The sequence below is a fragment of the Streptomyces sp. NPDC004539 genome (assembly GCF_040610055.1).
Taxonomy (GTDB): domain Bacteria; phylum Actinomycetota; class Actinomycetes; order Streptomycetales; family Streptomycetaceae; genus Streptomyces.
This window is the reverse complement of the sequence record NZ_JBEXLS010000047.1, coordinates 23,806-39,569: the sequence shown is the minus strand read 5'-3', so window position 1 is coordinate 39,569 and position 15,764 is coordinate 23,806. Positions and strand designations below refer to the sequence as shown.

At 74.3% G+C, this 15,764-nt stretch carries 9 protein-coding genes and 1 pseudogene; 5 read left to right on the top strand and 5 right to left on the bottom strand.

Annotated features, from left to right (window positions below; genetic code table 11):
* Positions 1-98: 98 nt before the first annotated feature.
* The 4 genes from ABZX85_RS48160 (at position 99) to glpK (ending at position 5,570) form a co-directional block, all read left to right on the top strand.
* Positions 99-554 carry a zinc ribbon domain-containing protein gene (locus tag ABZX85_RS48160; protein ID WP_355884680.1) on the top strand — a complete coding sequence of 152 codons (456 nt, stop codon included), beginning with the start codon at positions 99-101 and terminating at the stop codon, positions 552-554.
* Complete coding sequence (locus ABZX85_RS48155; protein ID WP_355884659.1) at positions 551-1,741, top strand: lipid-transfer protein; 1,191 nt, start codon at positions 551-553, stop codon at positions 1,739-1,741. Before ABZX85_RS48160 ends, ABZX85_RS48155 begins: the two co-directional genes overlap by 4 nt.
* 121 nt (positions 1,742-1,862) lie before the next feature.
* Positions 1,863-3,494, top strand: coding sequence for a GGDEF domain-containing protein (locus tag ABZX85_RS48150; protein ID WP_355884657.1), 1,632 nt, complete (start codon positions 1,863-1,865; stop codon positions 3,492-3,494).
* A gap of 564 nt (positions 3,495-4,058) precedes the next feature.
* Positions 4,059-5,570: a glycerol kinase GlpK gene (glpK, locus tag ABZX85_RS48145; RefSeq protein WP_355884655.1), complete on the top strand. Its 1,512-nt coding sequence runs from the start codon at positions 4,059-4,061 to the stop codon at positions 5,568-5,570.
* Positions 5,571-5,694: 124 nt separating this feature from the next.
* Here glpK and ABZX85_RS48140 read toward each other — a convergent pair whose 3' ends face one another.
* From ABZX85_RS48140 to ABZX85_RS48125, 4 genes are all read right to left on the bottom strand, one after another.
* A complete protein-coding gene (locus tag ABZX85_RS48140; RefSeq protein ID WP_355884653.1) occupies positions 5,695-6,300 on the bottom strand; it encodes an ATP/GTP-binding protein in 606 nt (201 codons plus the stop codon).
* A gap of 437 nt (positions 6,301-6,737) precedes the next feature.
* Positions 6,738-7,133, bottom strand: a complete 396-nt coding sequence (locus ABZX85_RS48135) for a DUF742 domain-containing protein (RefSeq protein ID WP_355884651.1) — start codon at positions 7,131-7,133, stop codon at positions 6,738-6,740.
* 1 nt (position 7,134) lies between these two features.
* A complete protein-coding gene (locus ABZX85_RS48130; RefSeq protein WP_355884649.1) occupies positions 7,135-7,575 on the bottom strand; it encodes a roadblock/LC7 domain-containing protein in 441 nt (146 codons plus the stop codon).
* The gene (locus ABZX85_RS48125; RefSeq protein WP_355884647.1) at positions 7,572-10,223 is read right to left on the bottom strand and encodes a nitrate- and nitrite sensing domain-containing protein; all 2,652 of its coding nucleotides are present in this window, start codon (positions 10,221-10,223) and stop codon (positions 7,572-7,574) included. The genes ABZX85_RS48130 and ABZX85_RS48125 overlap by 4 nt, the downstream gene beginning before the upstream one ends.
* Before the next feature lie 472 nt (positions 10,224-10,695).
* On the opposite strand from ABZX85_RS48125, the pseudogene ABZX85_RS48120 reads away from it, so the two are divergent.
* Positions 10,696-11,076, top strand: a pseudogene (locus tag ABZX85_RS48120) (hypothetical protein); the annotation flags it as partial.
* 102 nt (positions 11,077-11,178) lie between these two features.
* On the opposite strand, the gene ABZX85_RS48115 reads toward ABZX85_RS48120, so the two are convergent.
* Positions 11,179-15,729 carry a hypothetical protein gene (locus ABZX85_RS48115; protein WP_355884645.1) on the bottom strand — a complete coding sequence of 1,517 codons (4,551 nt, stop codon included), beginning with the start codon at positions 15,727-15,729 and terminating at the stop codon, positions 11,179-11,181.
* Positions 15,730-15,764: the final 35 nt, after the last annotated feature.

Below are 15,764 nucleotides of genomic sequence, written 5' to 3'. Positions count from 1 at the left end.
TGCACACTTCCCCGGCCGCGCCCTGCCCATTTGCGGGCGGCCGTGACACACTCCTGACGTTCCGTCAGATCTCGGTGCGGGGAGGCCTCGTGGCACGCGTGCGCAGGCCCGCGGTGGACGGCTGGTTCACCGGGGACGGGGACGACTTCAGGCTGCTCGGGACGCGCTGCGCGGCCTGCGCGTCGGTGTACTTCCCCCGGGAGGACGTCCACTGCCGCAACCCCGGCTGCGGGGGCGGTGAACCGGCGGTACTGGTCGAGGTGGCGCTGTCGCGGCGCGGGCGGGTGTGGTCGTACACCGACTGCCGCTACCGGCCGCCGTCACCCTATGTGAGCGACCGGGAACTTCCGTGGGAGCCATACGCGTTGGTCGCGGTAGAGCTGGCGGCGGAGCGGATGGTGGTGCTGGGGCAGGCGGCGCCCGGGGTGGGGGCCGGGGAGCTGGCGGTGGGCATGGAGGTCGAGGTGGTGCCCGGGGTGCTGGGCGAGGACCCGGAAGACCCCGGGACGGTGTGGACGACGTGGAACTGGCGGCCGGTGGAGGTGACCGGATGACGGCGGAGGTGGCGGTGCTCGGCGTGGGGATGCACCCCTGGGGCAAGTGGGGGCGCGGCTTCACCGAGTACGGCGTGACGGCCGCGCGGGCGGCGCTCGCGGACGCGGGCCTCGACTGGCGGGACGTGGACGCGGTGGTCGGCGCGGACACCGTGCGGGGCGGCTACCCGGGGTTCGTCGCGGGGGCGACGTTCGCGCGGGCGCTGGGCCGCCAGGGCGCGCGCGTGACGAGCGTGTACGCGGCGTGCGCGTCCGGGGCGCAGGCGATCGACGTGGCGCGCGCGAGGATTCTCGCCGGGCTCTCCCGGGTGGTCCTGGTGGTGGGCGCGGACGCCGCCCCCAAGGGGTTCTTCCGCCCCGCCGGGGGTGACCGGCCCGACGACCCGGACTGGCTGCGCTTCCGGCTCCTCGGGGCGACGAACCCGGCGTACTTCGGCCTGTACGCGCGCAGGCGCATGGCGGTGTACGGCGACACCCTGGCGGACTTCGCCCGGGTCAAGGTGAAGAACGCGGCCCTGGGCGCGCTGAACCCGAACGCCCGCTACCGCGCGCGGGTGACGCCCGAGGAGGTCGCCGCCTCCCCCGTGGTCGCCGATCCGCTGCGTCTGCTGGACATCTGCGCCACCTCGGACGGCGGGGCGGCCGTCGTGCTGGCCGGCGTCGAGTTCGCGCGCGGGCGCGGGACGCCCGAGCCGGTCCGTATCCGCGCGGTGTCGACGGTGACGCCCCGCTACCCCGTCCAGGTCCTCGACCTCCCGGACATCGCCACCGACTCCGCCGCCGGCGCCGAGCCCTCCGGAGAGCCCCTGCGGGCGGCCATCGCGCACGCCGCGTACGAGGAGGCCGGCATCGGACCGGAGGACCTGTCGCTGGCGGAGGTGTACGACCTGTCGACGGCTCTGGAGATCCAGTGGTACGAGGACCTCGGGCTGTGCGGCGAGGGCGAGGGAGCCAAACTGCTGCGGGACGGGGCGACGGCGCTCGGCGGCCGTACGCCGGTGAACGTCAGCGGTGGGCTGGCGTCCTTCGGGGAGGCGGTGCCGGCCCAGGCGATCGCCCAGGTGTGCGAGCTGACCTGGCAGTTGAGGGGCGAGGCGGGCGGGCGGCAGGTGGCGGGCGCGCGCGTGGGGATCACCGCGAACCAGGGGCTGTTCGGGCACGGGTCGGCGGTGGTCGTGGTGCGGTGAGGGTGTGCGCGGGGCGGGACGGGCCCCCGGTGCCCTGGAGGGGGCGCGAAATGGCCGGAAACCCGCGTGAACGTCTCATGAACTGCGCGCGGGCGCGCGCCGGGCACGTCATCATGCTGCCGTGAGCCTCTGGACGGATACTCTCCGGTTCGCCTTCCAGCCGGTGGTCAACCTCACCACCGGGTCCGTGGCCGCATTGGAGGTGCTCGCCCGCCCCGAGGGCGGCGACGTCCTCGCCGAGGCCAGGCGCGACCCCGAACTCGACGTCCGGCTCGCCGTGTCCGCGGTCCGGGCCGCCGCGCACCGGGAGACGCTGCTGCCCCTGCACGTCAACGTGTTCGCGGGCACCCTCGCCGACCTCGGCGGACTCACCCCGGTACACGACGCCGTACGGCAGGCCGGGCGGCTGCCCTGGGAGGTCACCCTGGACATCGTCCCGCCGCACACGCACGTGCCGCGCGCGGCGCTGCTGGAGGCCGTGGGCGCGCTGCGCGAACTGGGGTTCCGGGTCGCGGTGGACGGGGTCGGGGACGGCGACGTACCGCTGCGGCTGCTCGTGGACCTCGCGCCGGACCTGCTGAAACTGGACGCGTCGCTGCTGGCGCGCCCGGCCGCCGTCCGCGCGATGCGGACCCTGTGCGACGAACTGAAGGCGCTGCTGGCGGTGGAGGGCGTGGAGACCGAGCGGCAGTACGAGACGGCGCTCACGGCGGGCGCGCAGTGGGCGCAGGGCGAGCTGTTCGCACCGCCCTCACGGCTGCCCGTCGCGGACGTGTACCTGCCGCCGCGCCCCCTCGGCGAGGCGTCCGCGCCCCGGTCGGGGCCGTCGGTGCGGGAGTTCGTGCGGCCCGCCGCGCTGCTGCCGGCGACCGCGTCGGCCGGGCAGGTGCGGGCGCTGCTGACCGGGTCGCCGGAGGTGTCCGGGGTGCTGCTCGTGGACCGCGCGGGGACGCCGGTGCGCTCGGTGCACCGGTCGCGGTTCCTGCTGAGCATGTCCGGCCGGTACGGGCACGCCCTGTACGCGGACCGGCCCGCCGCGAAGCTGGGCGACCCGCCGCGCGTCGTGGGTGTCGACGCGACCGCCTGGGAGGTGCTCGACGTCGTCGCCGTCGGCGGGACGGACCGGGCCTCGGACGACGTCGCTGTCGTCGACCGCGCGGGGCGCTGTGTGGGCGTCGTACGGCTCGCGGATCTGTTGCGGGCGCTCGCCGAGACGCGGGTGGAGGAGGCCGCCGGGCTCAATCCGCTGACCCGGCTGCCGGGTTCGGACGCGATCACCGGGGAGGTGGACCGGCGGATCGCCGCCGGGCGCGGGTTCGCGCTGAGCTGGCTGGACATCGACCACTTCAAACAGGTCAACGACGGGGCGGGGTTCGCGGCCGGCGACGAGCTGATCCGGTCGGTCGGGCGGGCCCTCCAGCGGGCGGCGACGGGCTCCACGCGCGTGGGGCACATCGGCGGCGACGACTTCCTCGTCCTCACCGAACCCGAACTCCTCGACGCGCTCGCCCTGTCCGTCCTGGACGCCCCCTGGTCGGCGGGCGGCCGTCCGGTCACCCTGTCGCTCTCCACGGTCCTGTGCGCCCCCGGCAGCGTCGCCGACCACCGGGACACCGCCGCTCACCTCGCGCCCCTCAAGAAGGCCGCCAAGAGCCTCCACGGGGCCAGCTGGGTCGTCGGGCGGGCGGGGTTCGCGGGGTACGCGGTGCGGCGGGGGTCGGCGCCGGTGGGGGTGGAGCACGGGGTGGGGTGAGGGGGGCGGGGCCGGGCGCGAGCGGGGCGGGTAGGGGGCGGGCGGGTACGGGGCCGAGGCGGCCCGCTTCCCCCGGCGCCTCGCGCGAAACGTCCACGCCGGCGTCGTACCCGTCCGTTTTCACGGTCGGTGTCGCGGGGTGAACTCGGGTCGGTGTTCGGGGGGTTGGCGGACGAGGGGTCGCCGTATCCGGCGGTGCCGGCCTTCTTGACGGTCCCTCAGGGGCGGTGAAAACTTCCCGGTGTCGGCCGACAACGCCGCACATTCTCGGCGTATCCCGGCATGCCGTACCGGGGGCACCCCTCCGTGGCGGCGGCGACGGCACGCTCGTCACGGGCGTCGGGCGGGGAGCGGGAGCCCTGTCGCGGCGCGGCCAGGCACGGAGCACCGGGACCGGTCGTCCCGGACAGGCCCGGGAGATGCCATGAGCAGCGGAGAGACGGTCGGCGGCGAGGTCGTCGGCAGGGTGGTGCCGGAGGAATTTCCGGCCGTCCGGAACATTCGTGACTCGGCGTCACGTCTGATCATCACACCGCACTCCGCCCCTCTCTCAAGGAGGCGGCCATGACCGACACCGCCCCCCGGTACGTCGCCGCCATCGACCAGGGCACCACCTCCACCCGCTGCATCCTCTTCGACCACGACGGCGGGATCGTGGCCGTCGAGCAGCGGGAGCACCGGCAGATCTTCCCGAAGCCCGGCTGGGTGGAGCACGACGCGGCGGAGATCTGGGCGAAGACTCAGGCGGTGGTCGCCGGGGCGCTCGCCAGGGCGGGGCTCGGGGCCGACCGGATCGCGGCCCTGGGGATCACCAACCAGCGCGAGACGACCGTCCTGTGGGACCGTCTCACGGGCCGCCCCGTGCACAACGCGATCGTCTGGCAGGACACCCGCACCGCCGGCCTGTGCGCCGAACTCGGCGGCACGGACGGCCAGGACCGCTTCCGCGACCGCACCGGACTGCCGCTCGCGAGCTACTTCTCGGGCCCCAAGGTCGCCTGGCTGCTGGAGCACGTCCCGGGGCTGCGCGCCCGCGCGGAACGCGGCGAGATCGCGTTCGGGACGATCGACTCCTGGCTGATCTGGAACCTCACCGGAGGCGTCGACGGCGGCCGGCACGTCACCGACGTCACCAACGCCGGCCGGACCATGCTGATGAACCTGGAGACCCTCCGGTGGGACCCCGCGGTCCTGGCCGCGATGGACGTCCCCGAAGCCGTCCTCCCGGAGATCCGCTCCTCGGCCGAGGTGTACGGGACCGCGGTGGGCCCCCTCGCGGGCGTCCCGGTCGCCGCCGCGCTGGGCGACCAGCACGCGGCCGTCTTCGGGCAGGCGTGCTACGACCCGGGCGACGCGAAGAACACCTACGGCACCGGGAGCTTCCTGCTGCTCAACACCGGGGGCCGCCCGGTGCCGTCGAAGCACGGGCTGCTGACGACACTCGGTTACAAAATCGGCGACGAAGCACCCGTCTACTGTCTGGAGGGCTCGATCGCGATCACGGGCGCGCTAGTCCAGTGGTTCCGCGACCAGCTCGGCATCGTCGGCGGCGCGGACGAGATCGAGCCCCTCGCGGCGAGCGTCGAGGACAACGGGGGCGCCTACATCGTCCCCGCCTTCTCGGGGCTGTTCGCGCCGTACTGGCGTTCCGACGCGCGCGGGGTCGTCACCGGCCTCACCCGGTACGTCACGAAGGCACATCTCGCGCGCGCGGTGCTGGAGGCGACGAGCTGGCAGACGCGCGAGGTCGTGGACGCCATGCACCAGGACTCCGGGGTGCGGCTCACGTCCCTGAAGGTGGACGGCGGGATGACCCGCAACGGGCTGCTGATGCAGCACCAGGCGGACGTCCTGGACGTCCCGGTGATCCGGCCCCGCGTCTCCGAGACGACGTGCCTGGGGGCGGCGTACGCGGCCGGACTCGCCACCGGTGTCTGGAGCGGCCTCGACGAGCTGCGGGCGCACTGGCGCGAGGACGCGCGGTGGACTCCGGCCATGGAGGCGTCCATCCGGGACCGCGAGCACGCCAACTGGCTGCGCGCGGTGGACCGGAGCCTGGGCTGGCCGGCGGGCTGACGCCCGCTCACGAGCCGCGGCCCGTACCCCGGTCGGCGGGGGTACGGGCCGCACCCCCCGGGACACACCCCGGAATGCTCCCCCCGGGACGCGCCCCCCTGGTCTCGCCCCCGCGCCGCGACGCTCAGGTACCTACTGTGTGCCGGCGGCGCGTCCCGAAGTCCATCGCGTGCTGGACGACCCCGACGAGGATGTCCTTGACCGAGCGCCGGTCGCGCGCGTCGCACAGCAGCACCGGGATGCCGTCGTCCAGGTCGAGCGCCTGGCGGACCGCCTCGACCGGGTAACGGGCCGCCCCCTCGAAGCAGTTGACGCCGATGATGAACGGTATGGAGCGCCGCTCGAAGTAGTCGACGGCGGCGAAGCAGTCCTCCAGGCGGCGGGTGTCCGCGAGGACCACCGCGCCGAGGGCGCCCTCGGTCAGCTCGTCCCACATGAACCAGAACCGCTCCTGGCCGGGCGTCCCGAACAGGTACAGGGTGAGGTCCTCGCGCAGGGTGATGCGCCCGAAGTCCATGGCGACGGTGGTGGTGTTCTTGCTCTCCACCCCGGTGGTGTCGTCGACCGGGCGGCCCGCCTCGGTGAGGATCTCCTCGGTGCGCAGCGGTCTGATCTCGCTGACCGAGCCCACGAGGGTGGTCTTGCCGACGCCGAAGCCGCCGGCGACCAGGATCTTGAGCGTGACGGGCTCGACCGGCGGCTTCCCGCGCTCAGAACGCCCGAAGATCATCGTTCACTTCTCCTGCTTGCTGGGATTGGGGGGAGGCGGTCGGCCCTGGTCCGCGCCGCCGGGTCTCTCGCCGCCGCCGGGTCCGACGACGGTGCGGAAGGGGGGTGCGGACGGGCCGAGGGCCGTCGCGGGGTTCCGGGGGCGGCTGCGCCGGACGGTCTGCGCCGCGTCTGTACGACGCACGCGCGCGGGAGGGCGGTTCCGGAACCGTACAGGAGTTGTGGAGAAGTGTGGACCGGTAAGCCGAGCGGGGCCGGGGAGGGGGTGTGGCGCCCGCGCGCGGGGGCCGTGCCGGAGGACCTCGGGGGGTTCTCCGACAGCGGCTCGCGGGGTGGCGGGGCGTGCGGGCGGCGCGGCGCGGGGCGGGCGGACCCGGTGGTCCCCCGGTCCTTCCACGGCTGCCTGCTCACACGCTCACCCCGTTGTTCCCGCACTGTTCACAGCGCACGGAGGCCGTTGATCACGTCGCGCAGAATACTCTCGTCCGGAAGCTCGGCGGGGGGCACCGGACGATTCACGTGGACGAACTTCTTGTCCACGAGGTCCCCGACGAGCACCCGCACCACGCCGACGGGCAGGTCGAGTTCGGCCGCGAGTTCCGCGACCGACTGGGGAGCCGTGCGGCACAGTCCGACGATGTCCACGTGCTCCGGGGAGAGCGTGTGGTCGTCCTCAGGGTCGCCCGCGTCGGGTTCGGCGACGACCACGGCGATGAGGTCGAGGCGGTGCTGCCCGGGGCTGGTGGTGCGTCCGCGCGTCATGGCGTACGGACGGACGACCGGGCCCGCCTCGTCGTCGAACCAGTGGTGAGTTCCCTGACCGTCTGTGCTCATGTCATCCCACTGGCCCGCCGGACGGCAGGTCGGTGCGCGGCGCGGTCCCGAGGTGCACGCCGACACGCTTGACCAGCAGGGTCATCTCGTAGGCGACCTGGCCGACGTCGGAGTCGGCGTCCGCGAGGACCGCGAGGCAGCTGCCGTCGCCGGCGGCGGTGACGAACAGGAAGGCGTCGTCCAGCTCGACGAGGGTCTGGCGGACACTGCCCGCGTCGAAGTGCCGGCCGACACCCTTGGCGAGGCTGTGGAAGCCGGAGGCGACGGCGGCGAGGTGCTCGCTGTCCTCCCGGGTGAGGTCCTGGGAGACCCCGGTGGGCAGGCCGTCCCCGGAGAGCACGACGGCCTTGCGGATGCTGGCGACGCGGCCGACGAGCTCGTCGAGGAGCCAGTTCAGCTCGCGCTGCTCGGTCGTGTGGCCGGGCGTCTTCGGTGCGGTCATCGACCGTCCCCCTTAGTCGTTCCTCGTGGTGCTGTGCCGTAGGCGTCGTCGCCCTCGGCGTTCTCCTCGCGCCCGCGCTGCCAGCCGCGCTGGAGCGAGGCCATGCGGTTGCGTACCTGGTCGGCGTCGCGGTCGGCGAGGTCGGTCCGCTCCTCTGCGCGCGGCGACGGTCCCTGGCGGAGCTGTGGGGCCAGGTTGGCCTGGCGGACGCGGCGCGGGAGCGGGCCCGTGCCGGGGACGGCCTCGGGGCGGCGCTGCCCGGGGGCCTCGCCGAAGCCCTGGAGACGACCCTGGGCGGCCTCAGGGGCACGGCCCGGGGCGGACGGCGCGGGCTCCTCCCCCGCGCGCGGCACATGGCTGGAGGCGCCCCTGCGGCGCGAGGGCAGCGGGGTGAGGGAGTCGGCGGCGCCCTGGTCCCAGGGGGACGCGAGGGACGCCGGGCGGCCGTTGTCGTCGTCCCGCGCGCGCGGGTCGTCGCCCACGGGGCGGCCGTGCGAGCTGACCAGCTTCGGCGTACGGCGCGAGGGCAGCTCGGTGACGGGCTCGATCCCGGGGCGGCGGCGGTGGAAGAGGGCGTCGTCGTCCTCGGCGAGCGGGAAGCCCAGGGGGTCGAGGCCCACCGGGGCCTCCAGTTCGACCGGGCCGTCCAGGACGGGCGCCGGCATCCCGGGGAGCTGGACCGGGAGCTGCTTCTTGTCCCTGGGGGTGCGCGGCCGGTCGAGGCGGAAGCCGATGCCGTTGGTGTCCGGGACGTCGTCGGTGAGGAGGGCGTCCGGGATGAACACGACGGCTGTCGTGCCGCCGTAGGGCGAGGTCTGGAGGGAGACGCGGACGTTCTGCCGCTGGGCGAGCCGGCTGACGACGAACAGGCCGAGCCGGTCGGTGTCGGAGAGTTCGAACTCGGGGGTCTCGGCGAGCCTCAGGTTGGCGTCCAGGAGCGCCTCCGGGGCCATGCCGAGGCCCCGGTCGTGGATCTCCAGGGTGAAGCCGTTGGCGACGCGCTCGCCGAGCACCTGGACCGCGGTGTGCGGCGGGGAGAACACCGTGGCGTTCTCCAGGAGTTCGGCGACGAGGTGGGTGAGGTCGGCGACGGCCGGGCCGGTGACGGCGATCCGGGGCAGCCGGCGGACCTCGATGCGCTCGTAGTCCTCGACCTCGGCGACGGCCGCGCGGACGATGTCCATCAGCTGGATGGGTTTGCGCCACTGCCGGGAGGGCGCGGCGCCCGAGAGGATGACGAGGCCCTCGGCGTGCCGGCGCATGCGGGTGGTGAGGTGGTCGAGGCGGAACAGGTCCGCGAGCTCTTCCGTGTCCTCGGTACGGCGTTCCATGGTGTCGAGGAGGGTGAGCTGCTTGTGCAGGAGGACCTGGCTGCGGCGGGCGAGGTTGACGAAGACCTCGGAGACGCCGGAGCGCAGTTCGGCCTGTTTGACGGCGGCCTCGACGGCGGCCCGCTGGAGGGTGTTGAGGGCCTGGCCGACCTCGCCGATCTCGTTCCTGTCGTACTCCAGGTGGGGGACCTCGGTCTCCACGTCCACCTGTTCGCCGACGGAGAGGCGGCGCATCACGCTGGGCAGCCGTACGGCGGACGCCTCGTGGGCGTCCAGGCGCAGCTGGCGCAGGTCGCGGATGAGGGCGCGGCCGATGCGCACCGACAGGAAGAGCGAGAGCAGGAGCGCGATCAGGCCGAACACCCCGGCGACGACGGCCTGGACGATGACCCCGACGGCGACCGGGCGGACCCGGTCCTGGTAGCGGTCGTTGGCCTGTTCGTCGAGGGTGCCGAGCTGTTCGAGGACGCCGCCGGCCGCGGTGTCCCAGCTGCGGGCGGTGACGCCCTTGGGGGTGCCGCCGTTCTCCATCGCGTCGATCGCGGCGTCCTCGGCGGTGCGCAGGGACGCGGTGCCGGCGCCCGTCCAGAAGCTCTCGTAGCGCTCCTGCTCGGCGTCGGGCAGCTGCGGGAGGCTGATCTCGTAGATGACCTGCCGCTGGGCCTGGAGGTCGGAGACGGTCCGGCTCTCCTCGTGGCCGAGCTTGCCGGTGACGAGGGCGGAGCCGAGCAGGGCGTCCTCGCGGGAGAGGAGTTCGCGCGCGCGGGCGACGGAGACGAGGGCGCGGTACTGCTTGTCCATCTCGACGCTGTCGACGACGTCCAGTTTGGCCAGAAGTGTGTAGCAGGGGTCGACCAGCCGGTTGTAGAGGTCGAGTGCCTGGCTGCGGGTGACGGTGCCGTCCTCGACGCCGCGGCGCAGGTTGGCGATGCCGTCGAAGGCGTCCAGGACGGTGGTGAGTCCGTCGCCGTCGTCCTTGTCGAGGCCGTCGCGCAGGTCGGGGTCCTCGGTGTTGCCGCGGATCTCGGCGAACGCCTCGTCCGTGGCCGAACGTGTACGGCGCAGGGCCGCGAGGGCGTTCTCGGCGTCGGGGTCGGCGAGGTAGACGAGGGTCTGGCGGCGTTCCTGCTGGATGACCCGGACGGTGTCCTCCAGGGGGTAACCGACCTTCTCCATCAGGGAGGAGACGGTGTAGAGCCGGCCCGCCTCACGTCCGGTGAGGACGGTGGCGAACCCCCAGACGGCGGTCAGCGACACCAGCGGCACGAGGAGAAGCGCCACGATCTTCCTGCGGATCGACTTCCCGCGAAAGCGCATGGCCTCCCCCAGCTCGGACCCCGTCTGACCGGGGTACGGATGTGCGTCAACAAACGCCGCGAGCCTACTACCGACCCACAGGCAACTCGAAGACCGGTCCGGAACCCGAACTTCCGCTCCAGGTCCGGGGCATGGGGAGTTGTCAGGGCATTGCGGGAGATTGCCGCCATGAATCGGGCGTCGGCGGCGTGACCGTGGCCAAACTGTTTCCTGCCGGGGTTGGCGAGAATTTGTCGTCGCTTGGGAATCTTCGGGGCGTCTTCTTCGTCCTACTCATTGGGAATTGGGAGCGGAACCGGCCACATGGGCCGCATGCCGCACCTCGGCGGCGTAAATGAGCGCAAGCCGGGCAGCCACTGGGGAACCCGGTCTTCGGACCGGGCAAGGGGTCGGCCGGCGGTGGGGAGTGTGACACGTGATGGGCACGGCGGAGAAGAGTCAGACCCGGGCACAGGGACAGCGGGCGCGCCGGCTGTGGGTGGAGGAGCCCGCGAAGCGGCCCCGGATGCCCGACCCGGTGCGGACGGCCGCGGTCAGGGCGTTCCTGATCATCGCGGTGACGCTGCTCCAGGCGATGGTGGCGTTCTTCTGCACCATGGCCGAGTCCTGGCTGGCGTTCCCGATGGTCATCAGCAGCGTGGTGAGCACGGTCGTGGCCACCTGGTCCGCCCTGGACGTCTGGGTGACCCGCCAGGTCTGGAAGCAGCGCTACGGCGTCGTCTCGGCCCCGAGCAGCACGGCCCGCGCGCTGCGCCGCGAGCGCCGCCTGGCCCGCCGTCAGGTCCGCGCGGCGGAGCGCGCGCAGGAGCGAATAGCCCGCAAGGGCGGCGCGGGTCAGCTGTCCCACTCCTGACACGGGGACGGCCCGAGCCGTCCGGGACCCGGGAGCGCCACGGGAGACGGGGCACGACGGCCCCGCCTCCCGACCGGCGGCGTCCTCCCGAGCGGCGGCGTCCTACGACGCGCTGGGCACCGGCCGCTTGTACATCCGCGTCGCCGTGATCTCCGTGTGCACGGCCTCCCCGGCGGAGATCTCCCGGGGCAGTCCGGGCCGCAGATGCTCCTCGACGGTGATGTACTTCAGCCCGGCCCGCAGGTCGGCGTCGTTGCGGAGCCGGATGACCAGCGGGAACTCCGCGAGGGCGGTCGTGTCGAACAGGCCGGTGGTGTACAGGAGCTGGACACCCAGCGCGTCCGAGACGGCCCGCTGGAGCTCCAGGAGGTACGTCGCGTTGGCCCGGCCGATCGGGTTGTCGAGGAACAGCGTCCCGGCGTGCCGGTGCTTGTCGCGGCCCCGGTCGTTGGAGCGCAGGGCGGCCATCGTGCAGTACAGGGCGATGGCGGCGGTGAGGAGCTGCCCGCCGGAGAAGACGTCGCCCATCTGCCCGACGGGCACCCGCTCGGCGCGCAGCACAGCGTCCGGCTTGAGGATCTCGACGGCGATGCCCTTGGGCTGGAGAGCGGCGGCGACCCCGCGCAGCAGCAGGGACATGCCGTCCCGCCGCAGATCGGAGTTCTTCTTCACGGCGGCGCGCGTCGCCTCGTCGACGACCTCCCCGAGCCGTTCGGCGAGCGTCGCCTGGTCGGGCTCCTCGAAGCGGATGCGCAGGAACTCCTGCCCGGACCACTCCCCCAGCCCCTCCGGCAGCCGGGACAGCCGCTGCGCGGACCTGAGGGTCGCCAGCGCCGACTCCACGAGCCCGCGCAGCCGGTCGACGATCGAGTCGCGGTTGCGCTCCAGTTGGGCCAGTTCGTCGGTGAGCACCCGCAGCCGGGGCGCGAACGCCTCGGCCCACTTCTGCGCGTGCTCCGGCAGCGCGGACGCGGGCAGCTCCCGGATCTGCTGGCGCGCGGGCGTGCGTACCTGTTCGTAGCGCGTGGAGTTGGCGTGCCGGACGAGGACGTCGCTCGCCTCTCGGACGGCGGCCTCGGCGGCGGACAGGTCGCCCGCGCAGCCGCGCAGGGAGCGCCGGGTCTCGGCGGCGGAGGTCCGGGCGTCCTCCAGGGAGCCGGGGTAGGGCTCGGGCGTCTCCTGGTCGTCGTCCGAGGCGTGTTCGCGCAGCAGGTCCCGCAGGAGTGCGGCGACCTCGTCGAAGCCGCTCGCGCCGTCCTCGGCGGAGCGGTGGGCGTCGAGGAGCTCGGCGTGTGCCTCCCGGGCCTGCGCGAGCGCCTCGCTGCGGGCGGCGAGTTCGGTGGTGGCCGTGCGCAGCAGCGCCTGGGCGTGCTCGGCGTCGCGCGGGAGGAGTTCCTCGGAGAGTTCGGTGTGCGCCTCGCCGTCCTCGGGGGCGAGGCGTTCGTGCTCGCCGCGCAGGCGGCCGAGCTGCTCGCTGGCGGTGGACATGCGGGTCTCCAGGAGCTGCACCAGCTCCTCCGCGCGGGCGGCGGCGGCCTGCCGGGAGGGTCCGTCGGAGCCGTCGGGCGACTGGAGGAGCTGTTCGGCGCGCGTGCGGACCTTGTTGCTGAGCCGGTCCAGTTCGGCGCGGGCGGCGCTCTCGTCGCTCTCCGCGCGCGCCTGCTCGGCTCTCAGATCGGCGCCGACGCCGACCTTCTCGTACACCTGCGAGGCGGCGCGGTACGCCTCCCTGAGGGCGGGCAGGGACGTCTCGGGGGTCTTGGCGTCGGCCACGGGGACGTCGTCGGGGGCGCCGGCGATCTCGGAGCGTTCGGCGCGCAGGGCGCGGGCGGTGCGGCGGGCGTCGTCGGCGGCGCGCTGGGCGCCTCGGCGGTCCTCGTCGGCCGCGCGGGCGCGCTCCAGGCACGCCTGGGCTCGGGCCTCGGACTCGGTGGCCTCGTCGGCGAGTTCCCGCAGCCGCACCTGCCAGCCGGCGCGTTCGCGCAGCCGGAAGGCGAGTCCGGCGAGGGCGTCGGCGGCTCGGCGGGCCTTCTGGGCGGCCTCCTGCTTCTCGTCGCGGATCTGGGCGGCCTCGGCGGCGCTCTCCTCGGCCTCCGCGCGGGCGACGCGCGCCTCGGTCAGTTCGGCCTCGGCCTCCTCGGCGAAGGCGCGGGCCTCCTCGGCGGCGCGCTCCATCTCGACGAGCCGTCCGGCGGGGCAGCCGGTGCGCCAGGAGGCGAGCCGCGCGGACAGCTCCCGGTCCTTGCCGAGCCGGGCGGCGAGCGCGCGGATCTCCTCGTCGCGGGCGGTGGCGCGGGCGCGCAGGGCCTGCCGTTCCTCGTCGGCGGCGTGTTCGTCGTGCATGGCGGGGTTCGGGGGGACGAGGAAGACGCTGTCGTCCTGGACCGAGGGGGTGGGTGCCAGCAGGGCGGCGGCGGTGCCGACGGCGACGGTCGAGCGGGGCAGCAGGGCGGCCTCGGAGAGCGCCTCCCGCGCGCGGGCGTGCGATCCGGGGTCGGTGATGATGACGCCGTCGACGAGTTCGGGGCGGGCGCCCAGCACGCGCGCGTGGTCGGCGGGGTCGACGGACTGGGCGAGGTAGCGCCAGCCGGGCAGCGCGGGGATGCCGTGCTCGCCGAGGAACTCGACGGTGGCCAGGACGTCGGGGCTGGGCGGCAGCAGGCCGCCGTCGCCGAGGGCGCCGAGGATGCGGGAGTCGTCCGCGGCGGCCGTCCGCAGTTCGAAGAGCTGGCGTTCGGCGGCGGAGACCGCGTCGTCGAGGAGGCCGCGGAGTTCGTCGGCGTAGCGGTCGAGGTCGGCCGCGGACAGCGGTTCGGCGCTGAGGAGTTCGGCGAGCCGCTCCTCGGCGGCGAGTGCCTCGGCGATCCGCTGCTCGGCTTCGTACGACCGGCCGGCGGCCGTCGAGGCGTCGGCGGCGCGGGCCGCGGTCAGTTCGGCGCGGGATTCGGCGGCGGCGGTCTCGCGGGCGGTCTCGGCGGTGCGGCGGGCGGCCTCGCGGACGGTGTCCCAGGCGGCGACGGCGCTCTTCTCGGCGTCGCTGGCGGCGAGGGCGGCGCGCGCCGGGTCGGCGTCGGGGGAGCTGTCGTCGAGCCAGCCCGCGCGGACGGCCTCGGTGATCTCCTGTTCGACCTCGGTGAGCCGCTGGCGCAGGTGCTGGGTCTCGCTGCGGGCGCGCTGGGCCTCGGTCGCGGCGGTGGTGTTGTCCCGGTAGGCGGTCTCGCTGACCTCCTGGAGGGCGGCGGAGCGTTCCTCGCCCTCGTTGGCGAGGGCCTCGGCGCTCTCGGCTGCGGCGTGCAGGGCGCGGACGAGGTCGACGGCGGCCTTGGCGCGGGCGGCGAGCGCCGGGGCGGCGTCCCGTTCGGCTTCCTGGATCGCGGCGGACACGCGGGCGGCGCGGTCGGCGGCGGCGCGGTGGCGCAGGGCGGTCTCGGCGGCCTGCCAGGCGGAGTGGAGGGTGCGCGCGTCGGCGAGTTCGCGTTTCTGCGCGGCGGCGGACCTCTCGGCGGCGGTGAGGGCCAGGGAGGCGTGCTGGAAGGCGAGTTCGGCGGCGATGAGGGCGCTGCGCTCGCGGGCGCCCTCGGAGTGGGTGACGGCGTAGGCGGCGGCGGTGACCCGCTGGGCGAGGTCGGCGGCGCGGGCCCGCTCCTGGACGCCGCGTGCGGACAGCCGGCGTGCGAGCGCGCGGGTGCGGCGCTCGGCTCCGGCGTGGACGTCACGGGCGCGGGCGCGGGTGTCGGTGGCGTCGACGATCCTGTTGAGGAGGTCCACCGAGCCGGCGGTGAAGTCGCGTTCGGCGATCAGTTCGGCGCGCCGGCCGAGCTTGTTGCCGAAGCCGCCGACGAGGTCGGCGAGGCCGTCGGTGTCCCGGGTGTCGGTGACGGCGCGCAGCAGGAGGTCGGTGAAGTCGGCGTCCTTCTTGACCGCGAAGAGGCCGGCGGCCTCGCCCTCGTCGGCGTTCATCTCGCGCTGGTAGCGGAAGAGTTCGGGGTCGAGGCCGAGTTCGGTGAGGTGCTCGACCCAGCGGTCGTGGATCTCCTCCCAGTGCACCTCCAGGTGCGGGTACGCCTTGTCGGCGTCGGTGACGGCGTCCCGGAAGCCCTTCATGGTCCGGCGCCGGCCCTGGGCGCCGGAGGCGCCTTCGACGGGGGCGCGGACGGCGGTGGACTCGGCGACCGGGAGGCTGTCGAGGGAGAGGCCGGGGCCGGGGCGGAAGGAGTACCACGCCTCGGCGAACTTGCGGGGGTCGTTGGAGACCTGCCGGCCGCGCCATTCGCTGACCTTGCCGACGACGACGCACTCGCCGGTCAGGACGTGCTGCCACTCCAGGGCGACGTGGCCGCAGTCGTCGGCGAGGAGGAACTTGCGCAGGACGCCGGAGGAGGCGCCGCCGAGGGTGTTGCGGTGGCCGGGCAGCATCACCGAGAAGATCAGCTTGAGCAGGACGGACTTGCCGCCGCCGTTCTCCAGGAAGAGCACCCCGGCGGGCGCGGGGCGGCGGGGCGGGCCGATGGGCTCGTCCTGGAAGAACTCCGCCTGCATGGGCGCGGGGTCGGGCACCACGTCGCCCACTCCTCGCAGGTCGAGCACGGTGTCGGCATAGCGCGCACCGGCTGGGCCGATGGAGTAGAGGCGGACCCGGGACAGCTCGTACATGGCGGCTCTCGTCGTTGAATCTCGGTGGTGGATCG